Origin of the sequence: Streptomyces sp. NBC_00454 (assembly GCF_041434015.1) — a bacterium.
Lineage (GTDB): Bacteria > Actinomycetota > Actinomycetes > Streptomycetales > Streptomycetaceae > Streptomyces.
The window spans coordinates 637,261-658,049 of the sequence record NZ_CP107907.1; the positions used below are offsets into that span (position 1 = coordinate 637,261).

A 20,789-nucleotide genomic window follows, 5' to 3' on the forward strand; every position below is an offset into this window, starting at 1 on the left:
CACGCCGGTCGGGCCCTCACGCGTAGTTACGGGTTTCTCTTCGCGACGCCGTGTCAGTGGTCGGAATAGCTGAAATCGCCTACGGTCCAGGCGCTGACATCGGCGATCGAGACGCGGTACATCCCGCCCGTCTCCGGGATCCCCACCGCGCCCTGAAGGATACGGGCCACATGGAAGTGCAGATGCGTGGGCGGCCCCTCCTCCCGTGGCGCAGCGGTGAAGATGACGGAGAAATCGCCCAGGCGGGCCGAGTCCGTCAGGACCTCCGACACCCGCTGCCTCCATACGGCTTCGGGAGCCAGCCGACCGGTGATGACAGCACCGCCGGTGACCACGGTCAGGGACATCTGGTTGCTCTGCCCGGACTCCACCAGGGCGGCGACGTCAACGAGCAGCTCGTCAGGCTTCGACATGAGAGCGGATTCTATTCACAGGCCACCCCGCCCGCTCCCCGAGGAGAGGTCTCAGCGCAGTGTGCGGTGATGCCGACCGGAGCGCCGGATGTGCAAGGGCTGTCCGGCTGATCACGCGCGGAGCCCCCTATCGGCCACGGCGCCGAGCCGTGGCGGGCGTCCAGCGCCCGGTGTGGCCTCACCCCCTCACCCTCATACCCCGGTGCCGTTCGAGGTCGATTACCTCACCGTCGAACACTCGAAAATCTATGACGGTCAGAGTAGACATTGGATGGTGACGTGGGTATGGTTTCTCTCGTAGCCCAGAGAGACAGCAGGGCCTGGCAGAGACGAACTGCCGGGCAGTAGTACCCGCAGTACAGGTAGTTGCAGTTCGCAGGACGGTGCGGTGGTGGAGTTGCGGAGCCAGGGTTGTTGCAAGACGGCGACGGGACTGACGACCGGACCGGGCGGCCCGCAGTGATCAGGGGCCGCCATCAGCAGTACCGCAGATAACGCAGTGCGCAGTACCAGCAGTGAAGTCAGTAAGTGGTACCTCGGTGAAGGCGTCGGCTGCGGGCGCGCGCACCGGGAAGTTCGGCAGTGGGGTTCTAAGCCAGAGCAGATGCAGGACGGGCGACGGGGCTGGCTGCCGAAGAGTGGCGCTACCACAGGCCACTGAGCAGTTCGCATCACCAGCAGTACGCAGGAGAGCAGTACCAGCAGTACCAGCAGTACGCAGTCCCCCGCTGGGTAAGTAATTGATCACCGAGGGAAGAACGGAGGAGCCGAGCGCCATCAGGATCGCCCGAGCGGAGTCTTGAGCTCGGGTACCGCAGGACATCGATAGTGAGGTGGTCTCCGGTCAAGCAACCGCGATCCCCGCATCCCCGACAGTCTTTCGGTCGGGTCGGCGGAAACAGAAGGCCGGCGCAGTACCAGGGCCGGCAGATGGTGTAGTAGTTCCTTCGGGGCCCTGGTGCCATACGGCACCAGGGCCCCTCCACGCGTTCCACAGAGAGGTTCCATGACCGCACACGACTCGTTCGACGGCCGTCTCGACGACGACGACTACCCCGCCTACACCATGGGTCGAGCCGCAGAAATGCTCGGCACCACCCAAGCCTTCCTCCGCGCCCTCGGTGAGGCCCGCCTCATCACACCACTCCGCTCGGACGGTGGACACCGCCGCTACTCGCGCTACCAGCTGCGCATCGCTGCCCGCGCCCGCGAACTCGTCGACCAGGGCACCCCCATCGAGTCCGCCTGCCGCATCATCATCCTCGAAGACCAACTCGAAGAAGCCCAGCGCATCAACGCCGAATACCGCCGCGCCGCCGGATCATCCGCTCCGTCGGCCGCAGTGTGACGACTTCATCTGCGAGGCAACGGTCAGGCGGGCCGGGGCCTCCCATGGTGGAGCGCAAGAGGCCGTGTGCCGCACCTGGGCCACGCTCGACCTCTTCCGGGGCCGTCCGGAAGTTGTCTCTTCCAAGATTTTCGTAGGCACTGCCGCAGCTGGCCGGGTTACGGATCGAGCGAGTGGAGACCGGCCCGGAGGCGCTGCGGATCACCGCCATTACGGCGTCCGCTGGTGATCGACCTGTCCGTGCGGCGGTTGGGCTGTGAGAACCCGGACTGTCCGAAGCCGACCTTCGTCGAGCAGGTCGACGGTCCGACGAAGCCCTACCAGCGGCGTACCCCGGCGCCGCGGCGGGTGGTCGAGGCGGTGGCTCTGGCGGGCTCGGCCAGCGACCTGCTGCTCAACGGCGGCCGCTACACCACGATCATCATCGATGCCGAGACTGGCGAGCGGGTCGAGGTGTTGCCCGACCGGCGGGCCGCGACCATCACCTCCTGACTCCGCTAGCATCCCGGCGTTCGGGTGGTTCGCTGGGACGGCTCCGGCGGCTTCGCCCAGGCAACCCGCGCCGCCGACCCGACGATTGTGCAGGTCATGGACAGGTGGCACCTGTGGCCGACTCGACCTGACCATGAAAACGGTCAAGCGCTACGCACGCCACAGCGAGACCGACCGCCTCGTCCGCACCACCACCTACCGGCCCGGCCTGGTCGACCCCCACCTCGACCACCTGCGAGAACGCCGTGCCGACGACCCGGCCGTCCCACCACCCACCTACTGGCCGAGATCCGGGAGATGGGCTACACCGGCAGCGCGAATCCCCTGGTCCGCTCCATCGGCCAAGGCCGGTTCGAAGCCGACCACACCGCCCTCTCCCCACGCCGCGTCACCCGCCTCATGGCCACCCGCCCAGACCGCCTCGACGACGACCAGCGCACCCTGCGCGATCAGCTCGGCGGCATCGGCCCCGGGCGCCGTCATTGAGGGGGATCGATTCTTCGTGTGTGGGCTCGCTGGCTGGATTGTGTTCGGCCGGGACGAGATGCCGGAAGCGGACTTGGCGGAGCTCAAGCCGATGCTGGAGTCCATGGCCTGCCGGGGCCCGGACGCCTCGGCGTCGTGGACGGGGCCGGGTTCGGCCGTGGGCCACACCCGCCTGGCGATCGTCGACCAGGCCGGCGGCCGCCAGCCCATGGTGGACCAGACCACTTCCGGCGAGCCCGGGGCAGTGCTGGTGTTCACCGGCGAGGTCTACAACCACAACGAGCTGCGTCGCGAGCTCACGGCACGTGGCCACCACTTCCGCACGCGCTCCGATACCGAGGTCGTCCTGGCGGCCGTCCGGCAGTGGGGCGCGGGCGCCGTGGAACGGCTGGAAGGCATCTTCGCGTTCGTTGTGTGGGACCCGCGTGAGCGACGTCTCCTGCTGGCCCGCGACCGGATGGGAGTGAAGCCTCTCTTCTACGCGCTGACCCCCAGCGGTGTCCGATTCGGATCCGAACCCAAAGCCGTCCTGGCCCACCCGGAAGCGGAAACGATTCTCGACCTGCCGGGCCTGCGGGAACTGATCCTGTCCTCGCACCCGATGGTCAACTCACCGGGCCGGACCGCGTTCTCGGGCCTCAGCGAGGTGCCGCCGGCGCACGTGGTCACGATCGACGCCGCCGGCCGGGCCACCCTGCGCCGCTACCGGTCACTGACCCCGCGCGAGCACACCGACGACCTCCCCGACACCATCGCCGCCGTCCGCGAGCTGCTCACCCAGGCGGTCGGCGACCAGGCCGTCGCCGAAGTGCCGTCCTGCACGCTGCTCTCCGGCGGTCTCGACTCCAGCGCCATCGCCGCCCTGGCCCAGCAGACCGGCGACAGGCCCCTCACCACCGTCTCCCTCGACCTGACCTCGAAGACGAGGCCGTCCGCCCGCGACGCGATGCGCCGCGACGACGACGCCCCCTACATCGCCCTGATGGCCGAAGCCCTCGGCTCCCGCCACCACGGCATCACCCCCGAAACCGAGGGACCGGCACCCGTCGAAGCCACCCGCCGCGTCCTCGCCCGTAGCGGCATGACCCTCGATGACATCGACGTCTGCGTCGGCAACGAACCCTTCGCCGCCCAAATGCTCGCCTACTGCCGGGAACTCGACTGCGACCCGGACCGCTTCAACACCCGAGGCGGCTCCATCGCGCTGGGCGAGCCGTACGGCGCCGCCGGCGCCCGCCTGACCACCACCGCCCTCAACACCCTGCGCCAGGACGACGCCTCCACCGCCCTGATCTCCGTCGTCGCCGCGGGCGGCATCGGCATGACCGCCGTCCTCGAACGCCTCACCTGACCAGCACCGCGAACGCTGTCCGGGCGTGCCGGCCAAGGCCCAGTGCGAACCGGGCCCGAGGGGCGGAACTCAGGCTGATTCTCCGCGCTTTCGCTCTGCCCCGCCTCGACCACAATCAGGTCGCGCTCAACGCAGCGTAACCAGCACCGAACCAGCACGGGACGGGTCGCGAGGGGTACTGACGTGGGGTTTCGGGTCAGCACCAAACCAGCACGGGAGTCAGCACCGCCTACCCAAAAGAGCCCTGACTCTGCAATTCCGACAGGGCTTCACGACCCTGTTCCGGAGGGAATGCAGAGCAGGAGTTCGGGCCATGTGGTGCGCCGACACATCCGTCGTAGCCCGATTGTGATGGCGGGCCACATATACGGGTGACCTGGGGACTTCTACGTTGTGGCCACAGCCGACGTCCCCGCAGACCCCTGGAAGTGGTTCACATGGCCTCCACCGCAACGGCTCCCCCAGCCCCGTCAGGCATCAGACGCATCGTCGCCGCCAGCCTGATCGGGACCACCATCGAGTGGTACGACTTCTTCCTCTACGGGACCGCCGCGGCGCTGGTCTTCAACAAGCTGTTCTTCCCCACCGCCGATCCGCTCACCGGCACCCTGATCGCCTTCCTCACCTACGCCATCGGGTTCCTGGCCCGGCCGCTGGGCGGGGTGGTGTTCGGGCACTTCGGGGACAAGGTGGGGCGCAAGAAGCTGCTCGTGCTCAGCCTGGTCATGATGGGCGGGGCCACCTTCGCGATGGGGCTGCTGCCCACCCATGCGAGCATCGGGGTGGGTGCTCCGATCCTGCTGACCGCGCTGCGGCTGGTGCAGGGGTTCGCGCTGGGTGGTGAGTGGGGCGGGGCCGTGCTGATCGTCTCCGAGCACGGTGGGGCCGAGCACCGGGGGTTCTGGGCCTCGTGGCCGCAGTCCGGGGCTCCCGGGGGGAACCTGCTGGCCACCGGGGTACTGGCGCTGCTCGCCGCCGTGCAGTCGGACGCCACGTTCCTCGCCTGGGGATGGCGGATTCCGTTCCTGCTCTCGGGAGTGCTCGTGGTGGTCGGGCTGTGGATCCGGCTCTCCGTCTCCGAGTCCCCCGTCTTCCTCGCCGCGCAGGCCGAGGCCGAAGCCGAGGCCGCCAAGAGCGGCGCGCGGCAGGAGAAGGCGCCCGTCGTGCAGGTGTTCCGCAAGGACTGGCGGCAGGTGCTGACCGCCATCGGCACCCGGTTCGGCGAGAACATCTCGTACTACATCCTCACTTCCTTCCTCCTCGTCTACGTCACCACCCACCTCGGGCTCCCCAAGACCACCGCGCTCAACGCGCTCCTGATCGGCTCGGCCGTCCACTTCGTCACCATCCCCGCCTGGGGTGCGCTCTCGGACCGGATCGGGCGCCGGCCGGTGACGCTGATCGGCTCGGTGGGGATGGCGCTGTGGGCGTTCGGGTTCTTCGCCCTGGTCGACTCCAAGTCCTTCGCCGTCATCACGGCGGCCGTCACCGCGGGTCTGCTGCTGCACGGCGCCATGTACGGGCCGCAGGCCGCCTTCGTCTCCGAGATGTTCGACACCAAGGTCCGTTACTCGGGCGCCTCGATGGGCTCCCAGCTCGCCTCGATCGTCGCGGGTGCGCTGGCCCCGATCATCGCCGTCGAGCTCCTGAAGGACTACGGCTCCTCGGTGCCGGTCTCCATCTACCTGTCCGCGGCCGCCGTGGTCACCACCCTCACCGTCGCCTTCGCCCGCGAGACCCGGGGCCGGGACCTGTCCCGGCCGAAGGCTGAGGCCCGGGACCAGGCCCAGGCCGTCGCGGGGAACGGCTACGCCGGGCGGTCCACGGCCGCGGTCTCCGACTCCGCCTGAGAGCCCAGGACCACCCCCTCCTCCGCCCGCCGTCTCCGGTGCCTCCGGGTACGGCGGGCGGACCCCGTCCCCGCCCCCGCGCCGAAGGGCTGCCAGCATGGCTCCCGTGACCGATACCGACGAGCCCGTGGCCGCGCTGCGCCGACTGCTCGACCTGCTCGCCCAGGGCGCCCCCGTGGAGGAGTTCGCCCGGCCCGGCGCGCAGGCTCGTAGCGCCGGGGCACCTGCCGCCGTGCAGGCGTTCGTCGAGGAGGCGACCGGGGTCGCCCTGGACATCCGCCGCACCCTGGAGCAGCACCGCCGGCGCGAGGCGGAACTCACCGCCCTCTTCGACACGGCCGGGGACCTGGCGGCGCTGCGCGATCTCGACGCGGTGCTACGGGCCATCGTGCGGCGTGCCAGGACCCTGCTGGGCACGGACGTCGCGTACCTCACGCTCAACGACCCGGTCGTGGGCGATACGTTCATGCGCGTCACCGACGGTTCCGTCTCCGCCGCCTTCCAGCAGTTGCGGCTCGGCATGGGCGAGGGGCTCGGCGGTCTCGTCGCGCAGACCGCCCGCCCGTACGCCAGCGCCGACTACCGCGTGGACGACCGTTTCCGGCACACCAGCACCATCGACTCCGGAGTGAGCGAGGAGGGGCTGCGGGGCATCCTCGGCGTTCCGCTGCGGGTGGGCACGCGCGTGATAGGGGTGCTCTACGCGGCCGACCGCTCGGTGCGCGACTTCGCCCCCGACGCGGTCACGCTGCTGTCCTCGCTCGCCGACCACGCGGCCGTGGCCATCGACGGCGCCCGGCTGCTGGAGGAGACGCGTACGGCCCTCGTGGAGCTCAACTCCGCGACCGAGACGGCGCGTGCGCAGAGCGAGGCCATGCGGCTGGCCACCGAGACCCACGACCGGCTCACCGACCTGGTCCTGCGCGGCGGGGACGTCACCGACGTGGCCCGGGAGGTGGCCGCGCTGCTGCGGGGCGGGCTGGTGGTGCACGATGCCGACGGGACCGAGCTGGCCCGGGTCGCCACCGGGCCGATCGGCCCGCCCGCCCAGGGGGTCGCGGCTTCCCGGTCCGGGGGCCGGGCCGTTCCGGTGGACGGCGTGTGGGTCTGCGCCGTCCTGGCCGGGCCGGAACTCCTCGGCTCCATCGCCCTGACGGGGCGGGCGGACCTCTCGGACACCGACCGGCGGCTGTTCGAGCGCACCGGCCTGGTCACCGCGCTCCTGCTGCTGCTGCGCCGGTCGGTGGCCCACGCCGAGGACCGGGTCCGCGGCGAACTGCTCAGCGACCTGCTGACCCCGCAGAGCCCCGGGCGGACGCGCGACAGCGGCAGCCAGACGATCCGGGCCCGGAAACTGGGCGTCGACCTCTCGCACCCGCACACCATCCTGGTGCTGCACTGCGACGCGGCCCTGCGGCCCCGCCTCTCCGCGGAGACGGCCCGGCACGCGCGGGCCCTCGACGGCCTGGCCGGGCTGCACGAGGGCCACATCGTGCTCCTCGCCCCGGCCGATCGGCCCGGGGAGCTCGCCCGCTCCCTGGCCGCGGAGCTGGGCAGGGCCCTGGGCGCGCCGGTCACCGTGGGATCCGCCGGCCCGGCCGACCGTCCGGGCGGGCTGCCGGACGTGTACGCGCAGGCCGTGCGCTGCCTGGAGGCCCTGCACGCGCTGGGCCACACCGGCTACGGCGCCGCCCTCGGCGACCTGGGCTTCGTCGGGCTGCTGCTCGGCGAGGGCGGCGACGTCGGCGGGTACGTCCACCAGGTGCTGGGCCCGGTCATCGACTACGACGCCCAGCGCGGCACCGAGCTGGTGCAGACCCTCCGGGCCTACTACACGCACGGCGCCAGCCTCTCCAAGGCCAAGGACGCCCTGCACATCCACGTCAACACGGTGGTGCAGCGCCTCGACCGGATCGGCCGGCTCCTGGGCGAGGACTGGAACTCCCCCGCCCGGGCGCTGGAGCTCCAACTCGCCCTGCGCCTGCACCTCCTGACGAAATCCGCCCCGCCCCGGCCGACGGCCTAGGAGTCGGCCTCCGCGTCCACGATCCGGCCGTCGCGCAGTTCCACCACCCGGTCCGCCAGCTCCATCAGGGCCGGGTCGTGCGTGGCGACCAGCGCCGTGACGCCCTCGCTGCGCACCACCGCGCGCAGCAGCCGCATGATCTGGCGGCCGGTGTCGGAGTCGAGCTGGCCGGTGGGTTCGTCCGCGATGATCAGGTCGGGCTCGTTGGCGAGGGCGCGGGCGACGGCCACCCGCTGCTGCTGGCCGCCGGAGAGTTCGCCGGGGCGCTGCTCGGTCTGCTCGGCGAGGCCGACGAGGGCCAGGAGGGTACGGGCCCGCTCCTCGCGCTGCTTCGCCGGAACCTTGCGCAGCCGCATCGGGACCCCGACGTTCTCGGCGGCGGTCAGGGCGGGTATCAGGCCGAAGGACTGGAACACGAAACCGATCCGGTCGCGGCGCAGCGCGAGGCGGCCTTCCTCGTCCAGGCCGGCCAGGTCGGTGCCGTCGAGGCGGACGCTGCCGTCGGTCGGGGTGTCGAGGCCGCCGACCAGGTTGAGCAGGGTGGTCTTGCCGGATCCCGACCGCCCTTTGAGCGCGGTGAGTTCGCCGCGGCGGACCTCGAACGACACTCCGCGCAGCGCGTGGACGGCCTGTGGTCCGGTGCCGAAGCTGCGCCGTACGCCGTCCACGACCACCATCGGCGGCTCTGTGGTGGCGTCGTCCTGCTGTGGCTGCGACTCCTGTTGCTGCGTCATGCTGCGGCTCCCCCGTGTCCGAAAACGCGCCCTTGCGTGCCCGTCCCCGTCGATTTGTTCATCTGATGCACCATTCACGCAAGTCCCTTCCCCTATCTGATCGATTCTGGCAACATCGTCCGCTATCCGGGATGAAACGTCCGGTGCGGGGGAGGAACACGCTCATGCTCGGCTTCGTCGTGCGTCGGCTGCGCGGGCGATTGCCGCTCGCCGCCGCCGTACTGCTGACAGTTTTGATCACCACCACGGTGCTCACCGCACTCTTCGCGTTCACCCGCGGCGTGGGCGAGGCCGGATTGCGCCAGGCGCTCCAGGGGCCCGGCCACGCACGCAGCACCGTACTGGTCACTGGCGGACATCCGGCGGCCGACCGCTCCAAGGACGACGAGGCGGTACGGGGCTTCGCGGACAAGCTGTTCGGACCGTTCCCGTCCACCACCGAGAGCGTGGCACGCAGCCGTTCGTACGGGCTGCCCGGTCTGCACGCCCAGCGCAAGGACGCCGACCTGACGCTGCTGGCGGCCTTCGCCAAGGAGCACGTACGGCTTCTCGCCGGTACATGGCCGCAGCCCGTGACGGGGCCGGTTTCCGGCCAGGGCAGCCGCGTTCCCGTGGCCGTACCCAAGGCGGCGCTGGTCCGGCTCGGGCTGACCGAGAACGCGCTGCCGGCCGAGGTGCGCCTCGACGGCCGGAACGGCGCCGACTCCTCACTGACCGTGCTGGTGACCGGCGTCTACGCGGCGAGCGACCCGGACGCCGCCTACTGGAAACTCGACCCGCTCGGCGCCCGCGGCCTCCAGGTCGGCAATTTCACCACGTACGGCCCGCTGCTCGCGGACGACTCGGCATTCACCGCCGGCGGCCTCGCACAGGACAGCCGCGCCGTGCTCATCACCCCCGACTTCGCCACCGCCGACATCAACGGGACCGAGGCGGTCCGGGCGCGAGCGACCAAGGCGACCGAAGCGTTCCAGCGCACCTCCGGACTGTATCCGACCACCGAACTCCCCGTAATGCTCGGCGAGTTGGAGTCCGGCCTGACCGTGGCCCGGTCCACCCTGCTGGTCGGCGCCCTACAACTCGCCGTCCTGGCCGGAGCCGCGCTGCTGCTCGTATCGCACCTGTTGACGGAACGCCAGGAGAGCGAGCGCGTCCTGCTCACGGCCCGCGGCGCCTCCCGTCGTCGGCTCGCCCTCCTCACGGCGGCCCAGTCGCTGCTGCTCGCGCTGCCCGCCGCCGCCCTCGCACCGCTGCTGGCCCTGCCGTTGCTCCGCCTCCTCGGCGGATACGGCTCACTGGCCCGCATCCCCTTCACCGTCACCCTCAGCCCGTCGCTCTGGCCGGTCGCGGTGGGCTGCGCCCTCGGCTGCGTCCTCCTGACCACCCTGCCCGTCGTTCTGGGCGCTGCGGCGGCCGCCTTGCGACGGACCGGTCGCCGCCAGGCGCTCGTCACGGGCGCCGCCCGCTCCGGGCTGGACCTGGCGCTGGTGGCGCTGGCTGTGCTCGCCTACCAGCAGCTCTCCCGGTACGGCTCCAACGGGTCCGCTCCGGCAGCGAGTTCCGCTGACCCGTCCGCCGATCCGTCCGGGGCGCTGTTCGGTGTGGACCCCTTGCTGGTCGCCGCCCCGACGCTCGCGCTGTGCGCGGGCACCCTGCTGGTCCTGAGGCTGCTGCCGTTCGCGGCACGCCTCGGCGCGCGGATCGCCTCCCGCGGCCGGGGGCTGGGTCCGGCACTCGTCGGCTGGCAGCTCGCCCGGCGGCCGCGCCGTGCCACCGGCCCGGTGCTGCTGCTCGTCCTCGCCGTCTCCAGCGGGACTTTCGCCCTCGGCCAGCACACCACCTGGTCCCAATCCCAGCGCGACCAGGCCGACTTCACCACCGCTGGGGGCCTGCTGATATCCGGCAGCGACCTGCCCCCGATGGGCCGGGCCGGCCGCTACGGTGCTCTGCCCGGCGGTGAGCGGGTGATCCCGACGCTCCGTGCGAAGCAAGAGCTGCCGGGCGGGCGCACCGCGCAGGTGATGGCGTTGGACGCGGCCGCCGCCGCCGAACGGGTTCCGCTGCGGCCCGACTTGCAGAACGGGCGCTCCCTGCGCGAGCTGTTCGCGCCGCTGGTCTCCGCGTCGGGGCGGGGGGCGGCGGCCGCCTCCGGCATCCCGCTGCCCGACAGCCCGCAGCGCATCGACCTCGCCGTCGCCGTACGGGGTGTCGGCGCGGCCGGCCGCGCGAGCGTGGGCCTGATGCTGCGCGACCGGTTCGGCATCACGTACCGGAGTCCGCTGGCCCAGCTCCCCGAGGACGGCGAGGCCACCGTGTCGGTGAACCTCGACTCGCTCGTCGGCGCCCCGCTCGGCTCGGCCGCCACTCCGCTGCACCTGGCCGGGCTCGTGTTCACGTACGACCACACGAGCTGGAACCCCGACATCGACGACGTGGACACCCCTGATCCGAACAAGAGGTTCGACGAACTGACCATACGGAGCCTCGCGGTCTCGCAGACCCGCGACGGCACGGCGGTTCCCGTCGTTGCCGCCACCTCGGACTGGAGGCTCACGGCTCCGGCGCTCAACCACGGCGCCCCGTCCGCCGAGTCACTACCCGCCTCCACTGCGGGCGGCGCCCCGGCGTTGGCCAGGCTGCGCTACCACGCCGGCCCCTTCGAGGCCGGCGGCGTACTGGTCACCCTGGCCCCGCCATCCGCCGCGGAGTCCGAGGTCCCCGGCATCGCCACCCGGGCCTACCTGGCCGCGGTCGGCGCGGCCGTGGGTGATCTGGTGCCCGTCAAGCTGGGCGACGCCACCGTGCCGGTACGCGTCACCGCGGCGGTCGGCTCGCTGCCGGTCGCCGGAGACACCGCGATCACCGTCGACCTGGCCACGGCGAGCCGGGTACTGGCGGCCGGCGGCCTGGAGCTTCCGGCGCCCACCGAGTGGTGGATGCCGGCCGCCTCTGCCGACGACCCGGCGCCGGCCCGCGCCGCCGCCGAGCTGCGCTCCACAGCGGGCGTCCAGCAGGTGCGGCTGCGCGAAGAGGTGGCCCGGATCCTGCTGGACGACCCGCTCAGCGCGGGGCCGCAGGGAGCGCTCGCCGCGCTGGCGGTGGCCTGCGCGGTGCTGGCGGCGATCGGCTTCGCGGCCTCGGCCGCGGCGGCTTCCCGCGAACGGGCCCGGGAGTTCTCGGTGCTGCTGGCGCTGGGGGCACGCCGGCGGGACCTGGCCCGGACGGCCACAGCCGAGAGCTGCGTACTCGTCGGCCTGGGCACCGTCGCCGGGCTGGGGCTGGGCGGTGTCATCGTTCATCTCGTGGTGCCGCTGATGGTGCTGACGCCGGCCGCCGGGCGGCCGATGCCGGAGGTGCTGGTGGACCTGCCCACGGCGCGGACCCTGCTGCTGGCCGCCGCCATCGCCGCGGTGCCGCTGCTGTCGGCGGTCGTCGGCGGCCTGCGCAACCGGAACACCTTGAAGACAGCCGACCGGCTGCGGCACATGGAGGAGATATGACCGGGCCGGCCGCGACGAACGCCGAGCGGCGCACTCCGGACGGCACGGAGCCTCCCGGGACCGCCCAGGGCGGGACCCCCTCCCACGTGGTACCCGCGCCCGCCCCCTGGGTGCGGACCCGGCTGCGCGCGACCCCGCTCGCCACCCTGCTCGCGGTGGCCCTGGCCTTTGTCGCCGTCCTGCTCTCCGCCGCCCTGCCGCGCGCCGAGGACCGGGGCGCCGACCAGGCTCTGCAGTCCTTCCTGAAGTCACGCGGTCCGAGCCCGACCAGCCTGTGGGTCACCGCGCCTCTCCGCCCCACGAACCCGAACGCCAAGGATCTGGACGAGGTGCTGGCCGCTCTGGTCTCCGGTACCGGTCCGCTCCTGCGCGTCGCTCCCAGCGGTCCCGTCCACGGATCCTCGGCGGACGCCCGGCCACTCCTCAACCCCGGACTGGCCCGCCCCGACGGCATATCTCCCCAACTCTCCCTTTACCACCTGCGCGAGGCCGCCGGACACGTCCGGCTCGTGGAGGGGCGATGGCCCGGTGCCCCCGAACCCGGCGGGCCCGTTCCCGTCGCGCTCTCGCAGAGCGCCGCACGGTCCATCGGTGCCCGGGTCGGGATGGTGCTGGAGGCCGCCGCGGGCTCGTCCGGACCGCTCAAGGCCGAGGTGGTCGGGCTCTACGCCGCGAATGACGAGGCCGACGTCTACTGGACCGATCTCGCCTGCCTGACCCGCGCCTGCCTCTCCCCCACGCCCACCCGCCCGCCGCTCACCTACTGGCAGACCGCGGGCCTCATCGCCCCGGAATCGCTGGACCGGCTCGGCGAATGGGGCCAAGGCAAGGCCCGGGACTTCTGGCGGATCCCGGTCGACATCCGGAACCTGCGCGCCGATCAACTGCCCGACACGGCAAAGGAGGTCGCCTCCTACATGGCCGGACCGACCGCGACCCAGCTGGGCTGGGACACCCACCGGTCCGATCTGGACATCGCCTCCGGCCTGCCCGAACTGTTCAAACAGGCCGAGGCCCGGCAGCGGGCGGCCGCGCCCCTCGCCGCGATGGGCCCGGCCGGAGCGGCCGGGGTCGCGTTCGTCGTGTTCTGCCTGGCGGCCGCGCTCACCGGCGACCGACGGGAATCCGAGCTGCGGCTGCTGCTGGCCCGCGGCGGGTCCCGGGCCGGCATCGTGCGCCGGCTGCTCGCGGAGAGCGCCGTCACGGTCCTGCCGGCCGCCGCCCTCGCGACGGCCCTCGCCGTGGTGCTGCTGCCGACCCCCCGCGTGACGGCCACCGTGCTCGCCGCCTCGGCCGCCACGCTCGTGTCACTGCTGGCCTTCCCCCTACGGGCCGCCGTGTTGCTGTCGCCGCCGCGCGGGCCCAGGCCCCGGCGGCGCCTGGTCGTCGAGCTGCTCGTGCTCGCCGCCACCGCGGCCGCCGTGTTCGAGGTCCGCTCGCGCGGGATCGCCCCGGCCGGCTCCGGGGTCGACCCGCTGCTGGTCGCCGCCCCGCTGCTGCTCGCGCTCTGCGGCGGCCTGCTGCTGGCCCGGGTCCAGCCCGCCCTGGTCGGGGCACTGGCCCGCGCGGCCGGGCGGGGCCCGGGGCTGATCGGCTTCCTCGGACTGGCGCGCGCCGCGCGGGGCACCGGGGGCATGTCACGCCCGTCCGTACTCCCGCTGGTGGCACTGCTGCTGGCCGTCACCACCGGCGGCTTCGGCGGCACCGTGCTGACCGCGGTGCAGGACGTGCGGCTCGAGGTGGTGCGTCAGGCCATCGGCGGCGACGCGCAGATCGCGGCGCCCAGCAGCACGCTCCCCGAGTCCCTGACGAAGGCCGCGGCCGCGCTGCCCGGCGTACGGTCGTCGGTGAACGTGTGGACCGAGGACAACGCCTTCCTGATCGGCAACAAGCCGGGCACCACCCAGGTCAGCGTCGTGGTCGCGGACCCGGTGGCGTACGCGGAGCTGTCCCGGGCCATCGGGCGCGGCACATTCGACCCGGCCGCGCTCGCGGGCGGCGCGCCGGGCGCCCCGGCGCCCTCGGGCACCTCCGCCGCCCCCATACCGGCGCTCGTCAGCGGAGACCTCGCCGCGGAGGACGTCTCCTCGTACCTGCTGCGCATGGACGCCGGCGACCTCCACGTGACCGTCGCCGGCGTGATCGACGGCACGCCCGCCCGGCCGGGCGCCAAGTCCGCCACGGTGGTGGTGCCGGCCGGTCCGGTCACGGCCGCCCTGCCCAAGCTGGGCGCCCCCGACCGCTGGTACGCGCTGGGCTCCTTCGACCAGCACCGGCTGGAGGGGCTCGTACGCGCCGCCGACCCGGCGGCGACCGCCGGGCTCTACCGCGTCCGCACCAGCTCGGCCGAGGCCGCCGAGCTGGGCTCCGACCCGCTCCAGCGATCGGCCGAGCGGTTGTTCTGGGCCACCTTGGCCGCAGCCGCCGGATTCGCGGTGCTGGCGGTCCTGCTGACCCTGGTCCGGGCCGCCCCCGACCGCGCGGCGCTGCTCGCGAGGCTGCGCACGATGGGCCTGCGACCCCGGCAGGGGGTGCTGCTGATCCTCACGGAGTCGGTGCCGCTGGCGCTGGCCGCCGCCCTCGGCGGGGCCCTGGTGGCGGCGGGAGCGCTCGCCCTGCTGGGTCCGGCCGTGGACCTGTCGACGCTGGTGGGCGCCAAGGTGGTGACCGGCCTGGGGTTCCGCGCCCGGCCCGTACTGATCCAGGCGCTGGGCCTGGCAGTCCTCGTCGCGGTGGCCGTCCTCGCGGAGGCGGCGATATCCGGCAGGCGACAGATCACTACCGAGTTGAGAGCGGGAGACCAGCGGTGAACCGACCGGCCCACAGCGACCAGCCCACCTTCGAGGAGCTGCGGCAGCAGGCCCTGGCCGCCGCCGAGCCCGTGCGCCACGGCGCGGACACGGCCATCGCCTGCGACCGCCTGGTGCGGATCTTCAGCACGGACGGTGTGGAGGTCCAGGCCCTCCAGGGACTGGAACTGACCGTGGAGAAGGGCGACTTGATGGCCCTGGTCGGGGCCTCCGGCAGCGGCAAGTCCACCCTGCTCAACATCCTGGCGGGCCTGGACGTACCCACGGCCGGCAGCGCCAGCGTGGGCGGCTACGACCTGCTGGAGATGTCCGCACGCGACCGGCTGCGCTACCGGCGCGAGGCCGTCGGCTTCGTCTGGCAGCAGACGGCCCGCAACCTCCTGCCCTTCCTGACGGCGGCCCAGAACATCTCCCTGCCGATGCAGCTGAAGGGGACCGGACGCGGCGCCGCCAAGCGCCACGCGGTCCGCACCGGGGAGCTCCTCGAAGCCCTCCACATCGGCGACCTGGCGGGCCGGCGCCCCGCGGAACTCTCCGGCGGACAGCAGCAGCGCGTGGCCATCGCGGTGGCGATGGCCAACGACCCGGCGGTGCTGCTCGCCGACGAGCCGACCGGCGAGCTGGACTCGGAGACGGGCGGGGCCATCTTCGAGGCGTTCCGCACCGTCAACCGGGAACTGGGCGCCACCGTGGTCATCGTGACCCACGACCCGCTCGTCGCGGGCGAGGTCCGGCGCACCGTGGCGATGCGCGACGGCCGCACGAGCAGCGAGGTGCTGCGCCGCACGGTCACCGACGAGCACGGCGCCGAGTCGGTGAGCGAGCGGGAGTACGTGATGCTGGACCGCACGGGCCGGGTGCAGCTCCCGCAGAAGTTCCTGGAGGCCCTGGGGATGGAGCACCGGGTGGCGGTGGACCTCGCGGCGGACCACATCGAGCTGCGCCCCGACGGAGGCAGCGCCCAGCAGTAGCGGCGTACCCTGCTGCGTACGGGTACGAGTGCGGGCGCGGGCCGGGAGAGAGCCGGGCCACCGCACCCCGCGCCCCCGCTGCCGCCCCCGCTCCCGCCCCGTCCGCACCGGGGCCGCCTGCTCCTGCGCCGCCTGCTCCGCTCCCGCCGCTGATCCCTCCCCGACCGGCGAACCGGCTGGTGCGCGTCACTTCCGTGGCCCGGGTGTCGTTAGGGGCTCGGGGTTGACTCGGGGGGCGAAGGGATGACGGAATGCGGCAGTTTCCTCTGGAGATGCACCACATGGCACCCGGCCGGGTCGTCGAGTGGCGGTTGCGGTCCACTGCGGCGGCGGAAGCCGACGGGCTGGGCGGCACGGCGGGCAGGAGGGCTTCCTTCAACCAGGACAAGCACTTCACCGTCGCCGAGGAGAGCCGTGCGGCCGACGATCCCGTCGCCTCGTGGATCGCGGTCACCTTCGAGGTCGAAGGCGTGCTGGACGAGGACGCCCTGACCCGCTCACTGCTGGCGTTCGTACGCCGCCACGAGGTGCTGCGCTGCGAGTTCCGGCGGCTGGCCGGGGAGTTGGCGTGCGCGCCGATCCCCGCCGAGGAACTGGCCCTCGACACGGTGCAGGTGGCCTCCTTCGGGCGCACCGAGGAGCTGACCGGCTTCCTCGTCGAACGGTTCAAGCGGAGCATCGACACCCTGTCCTGGCCGCTGTTCACGATGGGCGCGGTGCTCCGCGAGGACTCCGCGACCGTCTACCTCGCCTTCGACCACATCGTGTGCGACGGCATGTCGATGCCGATCGTGGTCCAGGAGGTGCAGAGCGGCTACGAGGCCCTGCGCCGCGGCGAGGAGATCGACCCGGCGCCCGCGGCGAGCTATCTCGACTTCGCCGAGGAGCAGCGCCGCCGCTACCTGTCCATCGCCGCCGACGACGAACGGCTCGGCTACTGGAAGCAGTTCATGGCGCGCGGCGGGGAGTTCTTCCCGCGCTTCCCGCTCGAACTGGGCGTGGAACCGGGCCGGATGTACTCGATCGTCAACGAGGCCTCGCCGCTGCTGGACTCCGCCGAGGCGGAGGTCTTCGAGAAGGCCTGTCTGGCGGTCGACGGCAAGCCGTTCATGGGGGTGCTGGCCGCCGTCGCCGTCTGTCTGCGCGAGGCCGGCGGTCCGGGCGTCTACCGGGGGTTCATGCCGGTCAGCGAGCGCGGCCGCGCCGAGTGGACGAACTCGGTGGGGTGGTTCGTCAACACCATGCCCATCGAGTTCGATGCCTCGCCCGGACGGGACTTCACGCAGGTCATGGCCTCGGTTCGGGCCGGGTTCGGCGAGATGATCGGCCATGTCGACGTGCCCTTCGTGCGGGCCTGGGAGCTGTTGGCGCCCCGTGAGTTCGCCGCCCGCTCCTGGCCGTACCCGGTGAACTTCTTCTCGTACATCGACATGCGCAAGTGCCCGGGTGCCGAACGGCACGAGGACTGGCAGCCCACCTCCCACGTGTGGTCGGCGCAGGCCAACGGGGCCTGCTCCTGGTTCCAGCGGGACGCGGACGGGCTGCACATGAACTCGATCTACTCCGACACCCCGGCGGCCCGCCGCACCATGGACGGATTCCAGGAGGCGCTGCGCGAGACGGTCCGGGAGATCGCCCGCCACGGCTCCCTCCGCCGGCCGATCGCGCTGACTTCGCCGCGCCGGCCGGTGGCCCGTACCCCGCTGGACGTGGCGGCGTTCGCCCGGCGCCCCTGAGGCGCCGAGGCCGCCGGGAGCGGCCGGGGTCGAGTCTCAGTCGCCCAGCCGGGCGGCGCGCTCGCGCAGCAGGGCCTGCTCCCTGGCGTTGTGGGTGAGGGAGGCGGCGCGCTCGAACTCCGCGCGGGCTTCCGCCGGGCGGCCGAGCCTTTCCAGCAGGTCGCCCCGTACGCTGGGCAGCAAGTGGTAGGCGCGCAGGGCCGGTTCCGCGGCCAGGGCGTCCACCAGCGGGAGCGCCGCCTGAGCTCCCTCGGCCATGGAGACGGCGACGGCCCGGTTGAGCTCGATCACCGGTGAGGGCACGAGCCGGACGAGACGCCCGTAGAGGGCGGCGATCGTCGGCCAGTCGGTGTCCTCGAAGCGGACGGCGCCGGCGTGCGCGCCCGCGATGGCGGCCTGGACCGAGTAGGGGCCGGTGCCGGCGCGGCTCAGGGATTCGACACCGCGCCGGATCAGCATGCGGTTCCACCTGGCCCGGTTCTGGTCGGCGAGCAGCACCGGCTCGCCGGCCGGGCCGGTGCGGGTGGCCATGCGGGAGGCCTGGAACTCCAGCAGCGCCGCCAGCCCGTGGACCTCGGGTTCCTTGGGCATCAGGCCGGCCAGGACGCGGGCCAGGCGCAGGGCGTCCTCGCAGAGGGCGGGCCGGACCAGGTCGTCGCCCGCGGTCGCCGAGTAGCCCTCGTTGAAGACGAGGTAGATGACCTCCAGCACGGAGGCGAGGCGCTCTTCGCGATCGGCCCCGTACGGGACTTCGAAGGGCACGGCCGCCTTGGCCAGGGCCCGCTTCGCCCGGACGATGCGCTGGGCGACCGTGGGCTCGGAGGACAGGAAGGCGCGGGCGATCTCCTGGGTGGTCAGCCCGCCCATCAGGCTCAGGGTGAGCGCGATCCGGGCGTCCGTGGCGAGCACGGGGTGACAGGCGGTGAAGATCAGCCGGAGCAGGTCGTCGTCGATGGCTTCGGGGTCGGCGAGCTCGGCGGACTCCGAGGCCGGCGGCTCGTCCTCCAGGGTGCGGCCGACCTCCGCGAGCTTGCGCGCGTAGGTCTCCTTGCGGCGGACGAGGTCGATGGCGCGGTGCTTGGCGGTGGCCATCAGCCAGGCGCCCGGCTTGTCCGGGACACCCGACTGCGGCCACTGTTCCAGCGCGGCGACCAGCGCGTCCTGCGCGAGTTCCTCGGCGATGCCGACGTCGCGCACGATGCGGGCCACGCCCGCGATGATCCGGGCGGATTCGATCCTGAACACCGCTTCGACCGCACGGGTCGCATTCACTGCCGTCACGGCCACCCATCAGAGCAGCCGTGACGAGGCGGGGCAAACCCGGAGGCAGGGCAAACGCGGAGAGGATCAGGCCTGCGGGCCCGGGCCCTCGTCGATCTGGCGGAGCTCGATGCCGACCGTCCAGTTCTCCGGGTGGACCTCCAGGAAGCGCTTGGTCCACTCCAGCGCCTCGTCCTTGTCCTTGCACTGCATCAGGGCGTACCCGCCGACGACCTCCTTGGTCTCGGTGAAGGGGCCGTCGGTGTAGCTGAGCTTGCCGCCGGACCAGGTGACCCTGGTCCCCTCGGAGGTGGGGAGCAGACCGGCGGTGTCCAGCATGACCCCGGCCTTGGTGATCTCCTCCAGCAGCCCGCCCATGCGCTGCTCGAAGTCCGCCGGGAAGGGGGTGTCGGGGGTGAGGCTCTGCTCGTCGATGCGGACCATCGAAAGGAAGCGCGGCATGGTGACTCCTCGGTCGGGAAGGACGGGGGCTGTCCCCGCCTCTCACCCTTGCGTCGAACGGGAGACGCCCGGATCGACAGCTCCCCCGGAAATTCTTCAAAGAATCTTCCGGGACTGCCAACCGCAACCGCCGAAGGCGCGCCCACCGAACGCTACCGACGAGTAGGATCGCCGGGCCCAGGCCCCTTCGAGAGGATCCCCCGATGCCGCGCACACCGTCCTCACCCCTGCTCCTCGCCGGTCTGCTGGCAGGTGCGGCGGTGGCGCACGCGGTCGTCCCGAAGCAGTTCGACGCGATCGTGCCGCGCTCGCTGCCCGGCAGCCCGCGCGGGTGGACGTACGCGAGCGGCGTCGCAGAGCTCGCCCTGGCCGCCGGGGTCGCCCACCCGCGCACCCGCCGCGTCGCGGCGATGGCGACGGCGGCGTTCTTCGTCGGCGTCTTCCCCGCGAACGTCAAGATGGCCGCCGACGCCCGCCGCCGCTCCCCCGCCCTGCGGGCCGTCACCGTCGGCCGGCTGCCGCTCCAGGTCCCGCTGGTGATGTGGGCCCGCAGCGTGAGCCGGGCCGCGGCGACCCGCTGAACCTTTCCGACCTAACGGCTGTCGCCCGTCCAGTCCCAGTGACCCGGATCCTGCGAGCGACGGCGGTAGTGCGCCCGGCCGCCCGGACCGTAGCGCCCTATCTCCGTCGGGAGCCGGGCCTCCTCGGCGAGCTGCGGCCCGCTCCAGCCCGTGATGTCGAGCAGCAGCCCGTCGAGCGGGCCGCCGACGAGCTCGCCGTAGGCGTGCCCCTGGAGCGGACCCGGGTCGGGGTCGTCGTGGTCGGCGCCGTAGACCCGGCGCCGGAGCATCCTGTCGTCCATGCCGCCCAGCTTCACAGACGGCACTGACAACGCCCTGGCCAGAGGGATGACGGGGTCGCGGCAGCCGGTGCCCGCCGACCGGCGATGATGGGAGCCACCTTCCCGATCGCACGGCACACGAAGCGGAGCACCACCCATGGCACGTCTGGTACACCAGCCACTGGAGGACCAGGAGTTCGAGTTCATCCTCGGCATGACGGACGGGCCCGTGCTGGCCTACTTCTGCGGCAGTTGGCCGAAGGCCGTCGAGGCCTGCCGCGCGATGGACTCGGTCGTCGCCGAGCTGGCCCAGGAGTACGGGACGCGGCTGACGGCCGTCCGTACGGACATCACCCGCTGCCCCGCCCAGACCAAGCGGTACGAGGTCACCGGCGCCCCGACCGCCGTCCTGATCAAGGGCGGCGAGGCAGTCGCGACCCAGGCCGGGCCGATGACGCGCGAGGAGTTCCGCGCGTTCCTGGACCCTCACCTCTAGGCTGTTGGGCCGT

Annotated in this window: 17 protein-coding genes; 12 read left to right on the forward strand and 5 right to left on the reverse strand. The window is 72.6% G+C overall.

The window, feature by feature from the left end:
- Nucleotides 1–53 precede the first annotated feature (53 nt).
- Nucleotides 54–413, reverse strand: a complete 360-nt coding sequence (locus OHU74_RS02960) for a hypothetical protein (protein ID WP_371614421.1) — start codon at nucleotides 411–413, stop codon at nucleotides 54–56.
- Nucleotides 414–1,419: 1,006 nt separating this feature from the next.
- On the opposite strand from OHU74_RS02960, the gene OHU74_RS02965 reads away from it, so the two are divergent.
- From OHU74_RS02965 to OHU74_RS02990, 6 genes are all read left to right on the forward strand, one after another.
- Nucleotides 1,420–1,761, forward strand: a complete 342-nt coding sequence (locus OHU74_RS02965; RefSeq protein WP_371614422.1) for a MerR family transcriptional regulator — start codon at nucleotides 1,420–1,422, stop codon at nucleotides 1,759–1,761.
- Nucleotides 1,762–1,986: 225 nt separating this feature from the next.
- Complete coding sequence (locus OHU74_RS02970; protein ID WP_371614423.1) at nucleotides 1,987–2,253, forward strand: hypothetical protein; 267 nt, start codon at nucleotides 1,987–1,989, stop codon at nucleotides 2,251–2,253.
- Between the two features lie 297 nt (nucleotides 2,254–2,550).
- Nucleotides 2,551–2,739 carry a hypothetical protein gene (locus tag OHU74_RS02975; RefSeq protein WP_371614424.1) on the forward strand — a complete coding sequence of 63 codons (189 nt, stop codon included), beginning with the start codon at nucleotides 2,551–2,553 and terminating at the stop codon, nucleotides 2,737–2,739.
- A gap of 16 nt (nucleotides 2,740–2,755) precedes the next feature.
- On the forward strand, nucleotides 2,756–4,090 hold the full coding sequence (gene asnB, locus OHU74_RS02980) for an asparagine synthase (glutamine-hydrolyzing) (RefSeq protein ID WP_371614425.1): 1,335 nt from the start codon (nucleotides 2,756–2,758) through the stop codon (nucleotides 4,088–4,090).
- 437 nt (nucleotides 4,091–4,527) lie between these two features.
- The gene (locus OHU74_RS02985) at nucleotides 4,528–5,940 is read left to right on the forward strand and encodes an MFS transporter (protein WP_371614426.1); all 1,413 of its coding nucleotides are present in this window, start codon (nucleotides 4,528–4,530) and stop codon (nucleotides 5,938–5,940) included.
- A gap of 97 nt (nucleotides 5,941–6,037) precedes the next feature.
- Nucleotides 6,038–7,966, forward strand: a complete 1,929-nt coding sequence (locus tag OHU74_RS02990; RefSeq protein ID WP_371614427.1) for a helix-turn-helix domain-containing protein — start codon at nucleotides 6,038–6,040, stop codon at nucleotides 7,964–7,966.
- Here OHU74_RS02990 and OHU74_RS02995 read toward each other — a convergent pair.
- Nucleotides 7,963–8,700, reverse strand: coding sequence for an ABC transporter ATP-binding protein (locus OHU74_RS02995; RefSeq protein WP_371614428.1), 738 nt, complete (start codon nucleotides 8,698–8,700; stop codon nucleotides 7,963–7,965). The genes OHU74_RS02990 and OHU74_RS02995 overlap by 4 nt on opposite strands.
- Nucleotides 8,701–8,864: 164 nt before the next feature.
- Here OHU74_RS02995 and OHU74_RS03000 point away from each other — a divergent pair, with 164 nt between their 5' ends.
- The 4 genes from OHU74_RS03000 (at nucleotide 8,865) to OHU74_RS03015 (ending at nucleotide 17,717) form a co-directional block, all read left to right on the forward strand.
- On the forward strand, nucleotides 8,865–12,200 hold the full coding sequence (locus OHU74_RS03000; protein ID WP_371614429.1) for an FtsX-like permease family protein: 3,336 nt from the start codon (nucleotides 8,865–8,867) through the stop codon (nucleotides 12,198–12,200).
- The gene (locus OHU74_RS03005; RefSeq protein WP_371614430.1) at nucleotides 12,197–15,010 is read left to right on the forward strand and encodes a hypothetical protein; all 2,814 of its coding nucleotides are present in this window, start codon (nucleotides 12,197–12,199) and stop codon (nucleotides 15,008–15,010) included. Before OHU74_RS03000 ends, OHU74_RS03005 begins: the two co-directional genes overlap by 4 nt.
- The gene (locus OHU74_RS03010) at nucleotides 15,007–15,981 is read left to right on the forward strand and encodes an ABC transporter ATP-binding protein (protein ID WP_371614431.1); all 975 of its coding nucleotides are present in this window, start codon (nucleotides 15,007–15,009) and stop codon (nucleotides 15,979–15,981) included. Before OHU74_RS03005 ends, OHU74_RS03010 begins: the two co-directional genes overlap by 4 nt.
- Before the next feature lie 251 nt (nucleotides 15,982–16,232).
- Nucleotides 16,233–17,717 carry a condensation domain-containing protein gene (locus tag OHU74_RS03015; RefSeq protein WP_371614432.1) on the forward strand — a complete coding sequence of 495 codons (1,485 nt, stop codon included), beginning with the start codon at nucleotides 16,233–16,235 and terminating at the stop codon, nucleotides 17,715–17,717.
- A gap of 36 nt (nucleotides 17,718–17,753) precedes the next feature.
- On the opposite strand, the gene OHU74_RS03020 is transcribed toward OHU74_RS03015, so the two are convergent.
- Nucleotides 17,754–18,989 (reverse strand): RNA polymerase sigma factor, encoded by a 1,236-nt coding sequence (locus tag OHU74_RS03020; RefSeq protein ID WP_371619545.1) that lies wholly within the window; start codon nucleotides 18,987–18,989, stop codon nucleotides 17,754–17,756.
- Nucleotides 18,990–19,064: 75 nt separating this feature from the next.
- Complete coding sequence (locus OHU74_RS03025) at nucleotides 19,065–19,439, reverse strand: YciI family protein (RefSeq protein ID WP_371614433.1); 375 nt, start codon at nucleotides 19,437–19,439, stop codon at nucleotides 19,065–19,067.
- 203 nt (nucleotides 19,440–19,642) lie between these two features.
- Between OHU74_RS03025 and OHU74_RS03030 the strand changes: the two genes are divergently transcribed.
- Nucleotides 19,643–20,020: a hypothetical protein gene (locus tag OHU74_RS03030; RefSeq protein ID WP_371614434.1), complete on the forward strand. Its 378-nt coding sequence runs from the start codon at nucleotides 19,643–19,645 to the stop codon at nucleotides 20,018–20,020.
- A gap of 11 nt (nucleotides 20,021–20,031) precedes the next feature.
- On the opposite strand, the gene OHU74_RS03035 is transcribed toward OHU74_RS03030, so the two are convergent.
- A complete protein-coding gene (locus OHU74_RS03035) occupies nucleotides 20,032–20,301 on the reverse strand; it encodes a hypothetical protein (protein WP_371614435.1) in 270 nt (89 codons plus the stop codon).
- A 136-nt stretch (nucleotides 20,302–20,437) separates the two neighbouring features.
- Here OHU74_RS03035 and OHU74_RS03040 point away from each other — a divergent pair, with 136 nt between their 5' ends.
- Nucleotides 20,438–20,776 carry a thioredoxin family protein gene (locus tag OHU74_RS03040; RefSeq protein WP_371614436.1) on the forward strand — a complete coding sequence of 113 codons (339 nt, stop codon included), beginning with the start codon at nucleotides 20,438–20,440 and terminating at the stop codon, nucleotides 20,774–20,776.
- Nucleotides 20,777–20,789 lie beyond the last annotated feature (13 nt).

What these genes read in the sequence shown, in the direction of transcription:
- OHU74_RS02960 (WP_371614421.1), bottom strand. Translation starts at nt 413, where the DNA reads ATGTCGAAGCCTGACGAGCTGCTCGTTGACGTCGCCGCCCTGGTGGAG.
- OHU74_RS02965 (WP_371614422.1), top strand. Translation starts at nt 1,420, where the DNA reads ATGACCGCACACGACTCGTTCGACGGCCGTCTCGACGACGACGACTAC.
- OHU74_RS02975 (WP_371614424.1), top strand. Translation starts at nt 2,551, where the DNA reads ATGGGCTACACCGGCAGCGCGAATCCCCTGGTCCGCTCCATCGGCCAA.
- OHU74_RS02985 (WP_371614426.1), top strand. Translation starts at nt 4,528, where the DNA reads ATGGCCTCCACCGCAACGGCTCCCCCAGCCCCGTCAGGCATCAGACGC.
- OHU74_RS02990 (WP_371614427.1), top strand. Translation starts at nt 6,038, where the DNA reads ATGGCTCCCGTGACCGATACCGACGAGCCCGTGGCCGCGCTGCGCCGA.
- OHU74_RS02995 (WP_371614428.1), bottom strand. Translation starts at nt 8,700, where the DNA reads ATGACGCAGCAACAGGAGTCGCAGCCACAGCAGGACGACGCCACCACA.
- OHU74_RS03000 (WP_371614429.1), top strand. Translation starts at nt 8,865, where the DNA reads ATGCTCGGCTTCGTCGTGCGTCGGCTGCGCGGGCGATTGCCGCTCGCC.
- OHU74_RS03005 (WP_371614430.1), top strand. Translation starts at nt 12,197, where the DNA reads ATGACCGGGCCGGCCGCGACGAACGCCGAGCGGCGCACTCCGGACGGC.
- OHU74_RS03015 (WP_371614432.1), top strand. Translation starts at nt 16,233, where the DNA reads ATGCGGCAGTTTCCTCTGGAGATGCACCACATGGCACCCGGCCGGGTC.
- OHU74_RS03025 (WP_371614433.1), bottom strand. Translation starts at nt 19,439, where the DNA reads ATGCCGCGCTTCCTTTCGATGGTCCGCATCGACGAGCAGAGCCTCACC.
- OHU74_RS03030 (WP_371614434.1), top strand. Translation starts at nt 19,643, where the DNA reads ATGCCGCGCACACCGTCCTCACCCCTGCTCCTCGCCGGTCTGCTGGCA.
- OHU74_RS03035 (WP_371614435.1), bottom strand. Translation starts at nt 20,301, where the DNA reads ATGGACGACAGGATGCTCCGGCGCCGGGTCTACGGCGCCGACCACGAC.
- OHU74_RS03040 (WP_371614436.1), top strand. Translation starts at nt 20,438, where the DNA reads ATGGCACGTCTGGTACACCAGCCACTGGAGGACCAGGAGTTCGAGTTC.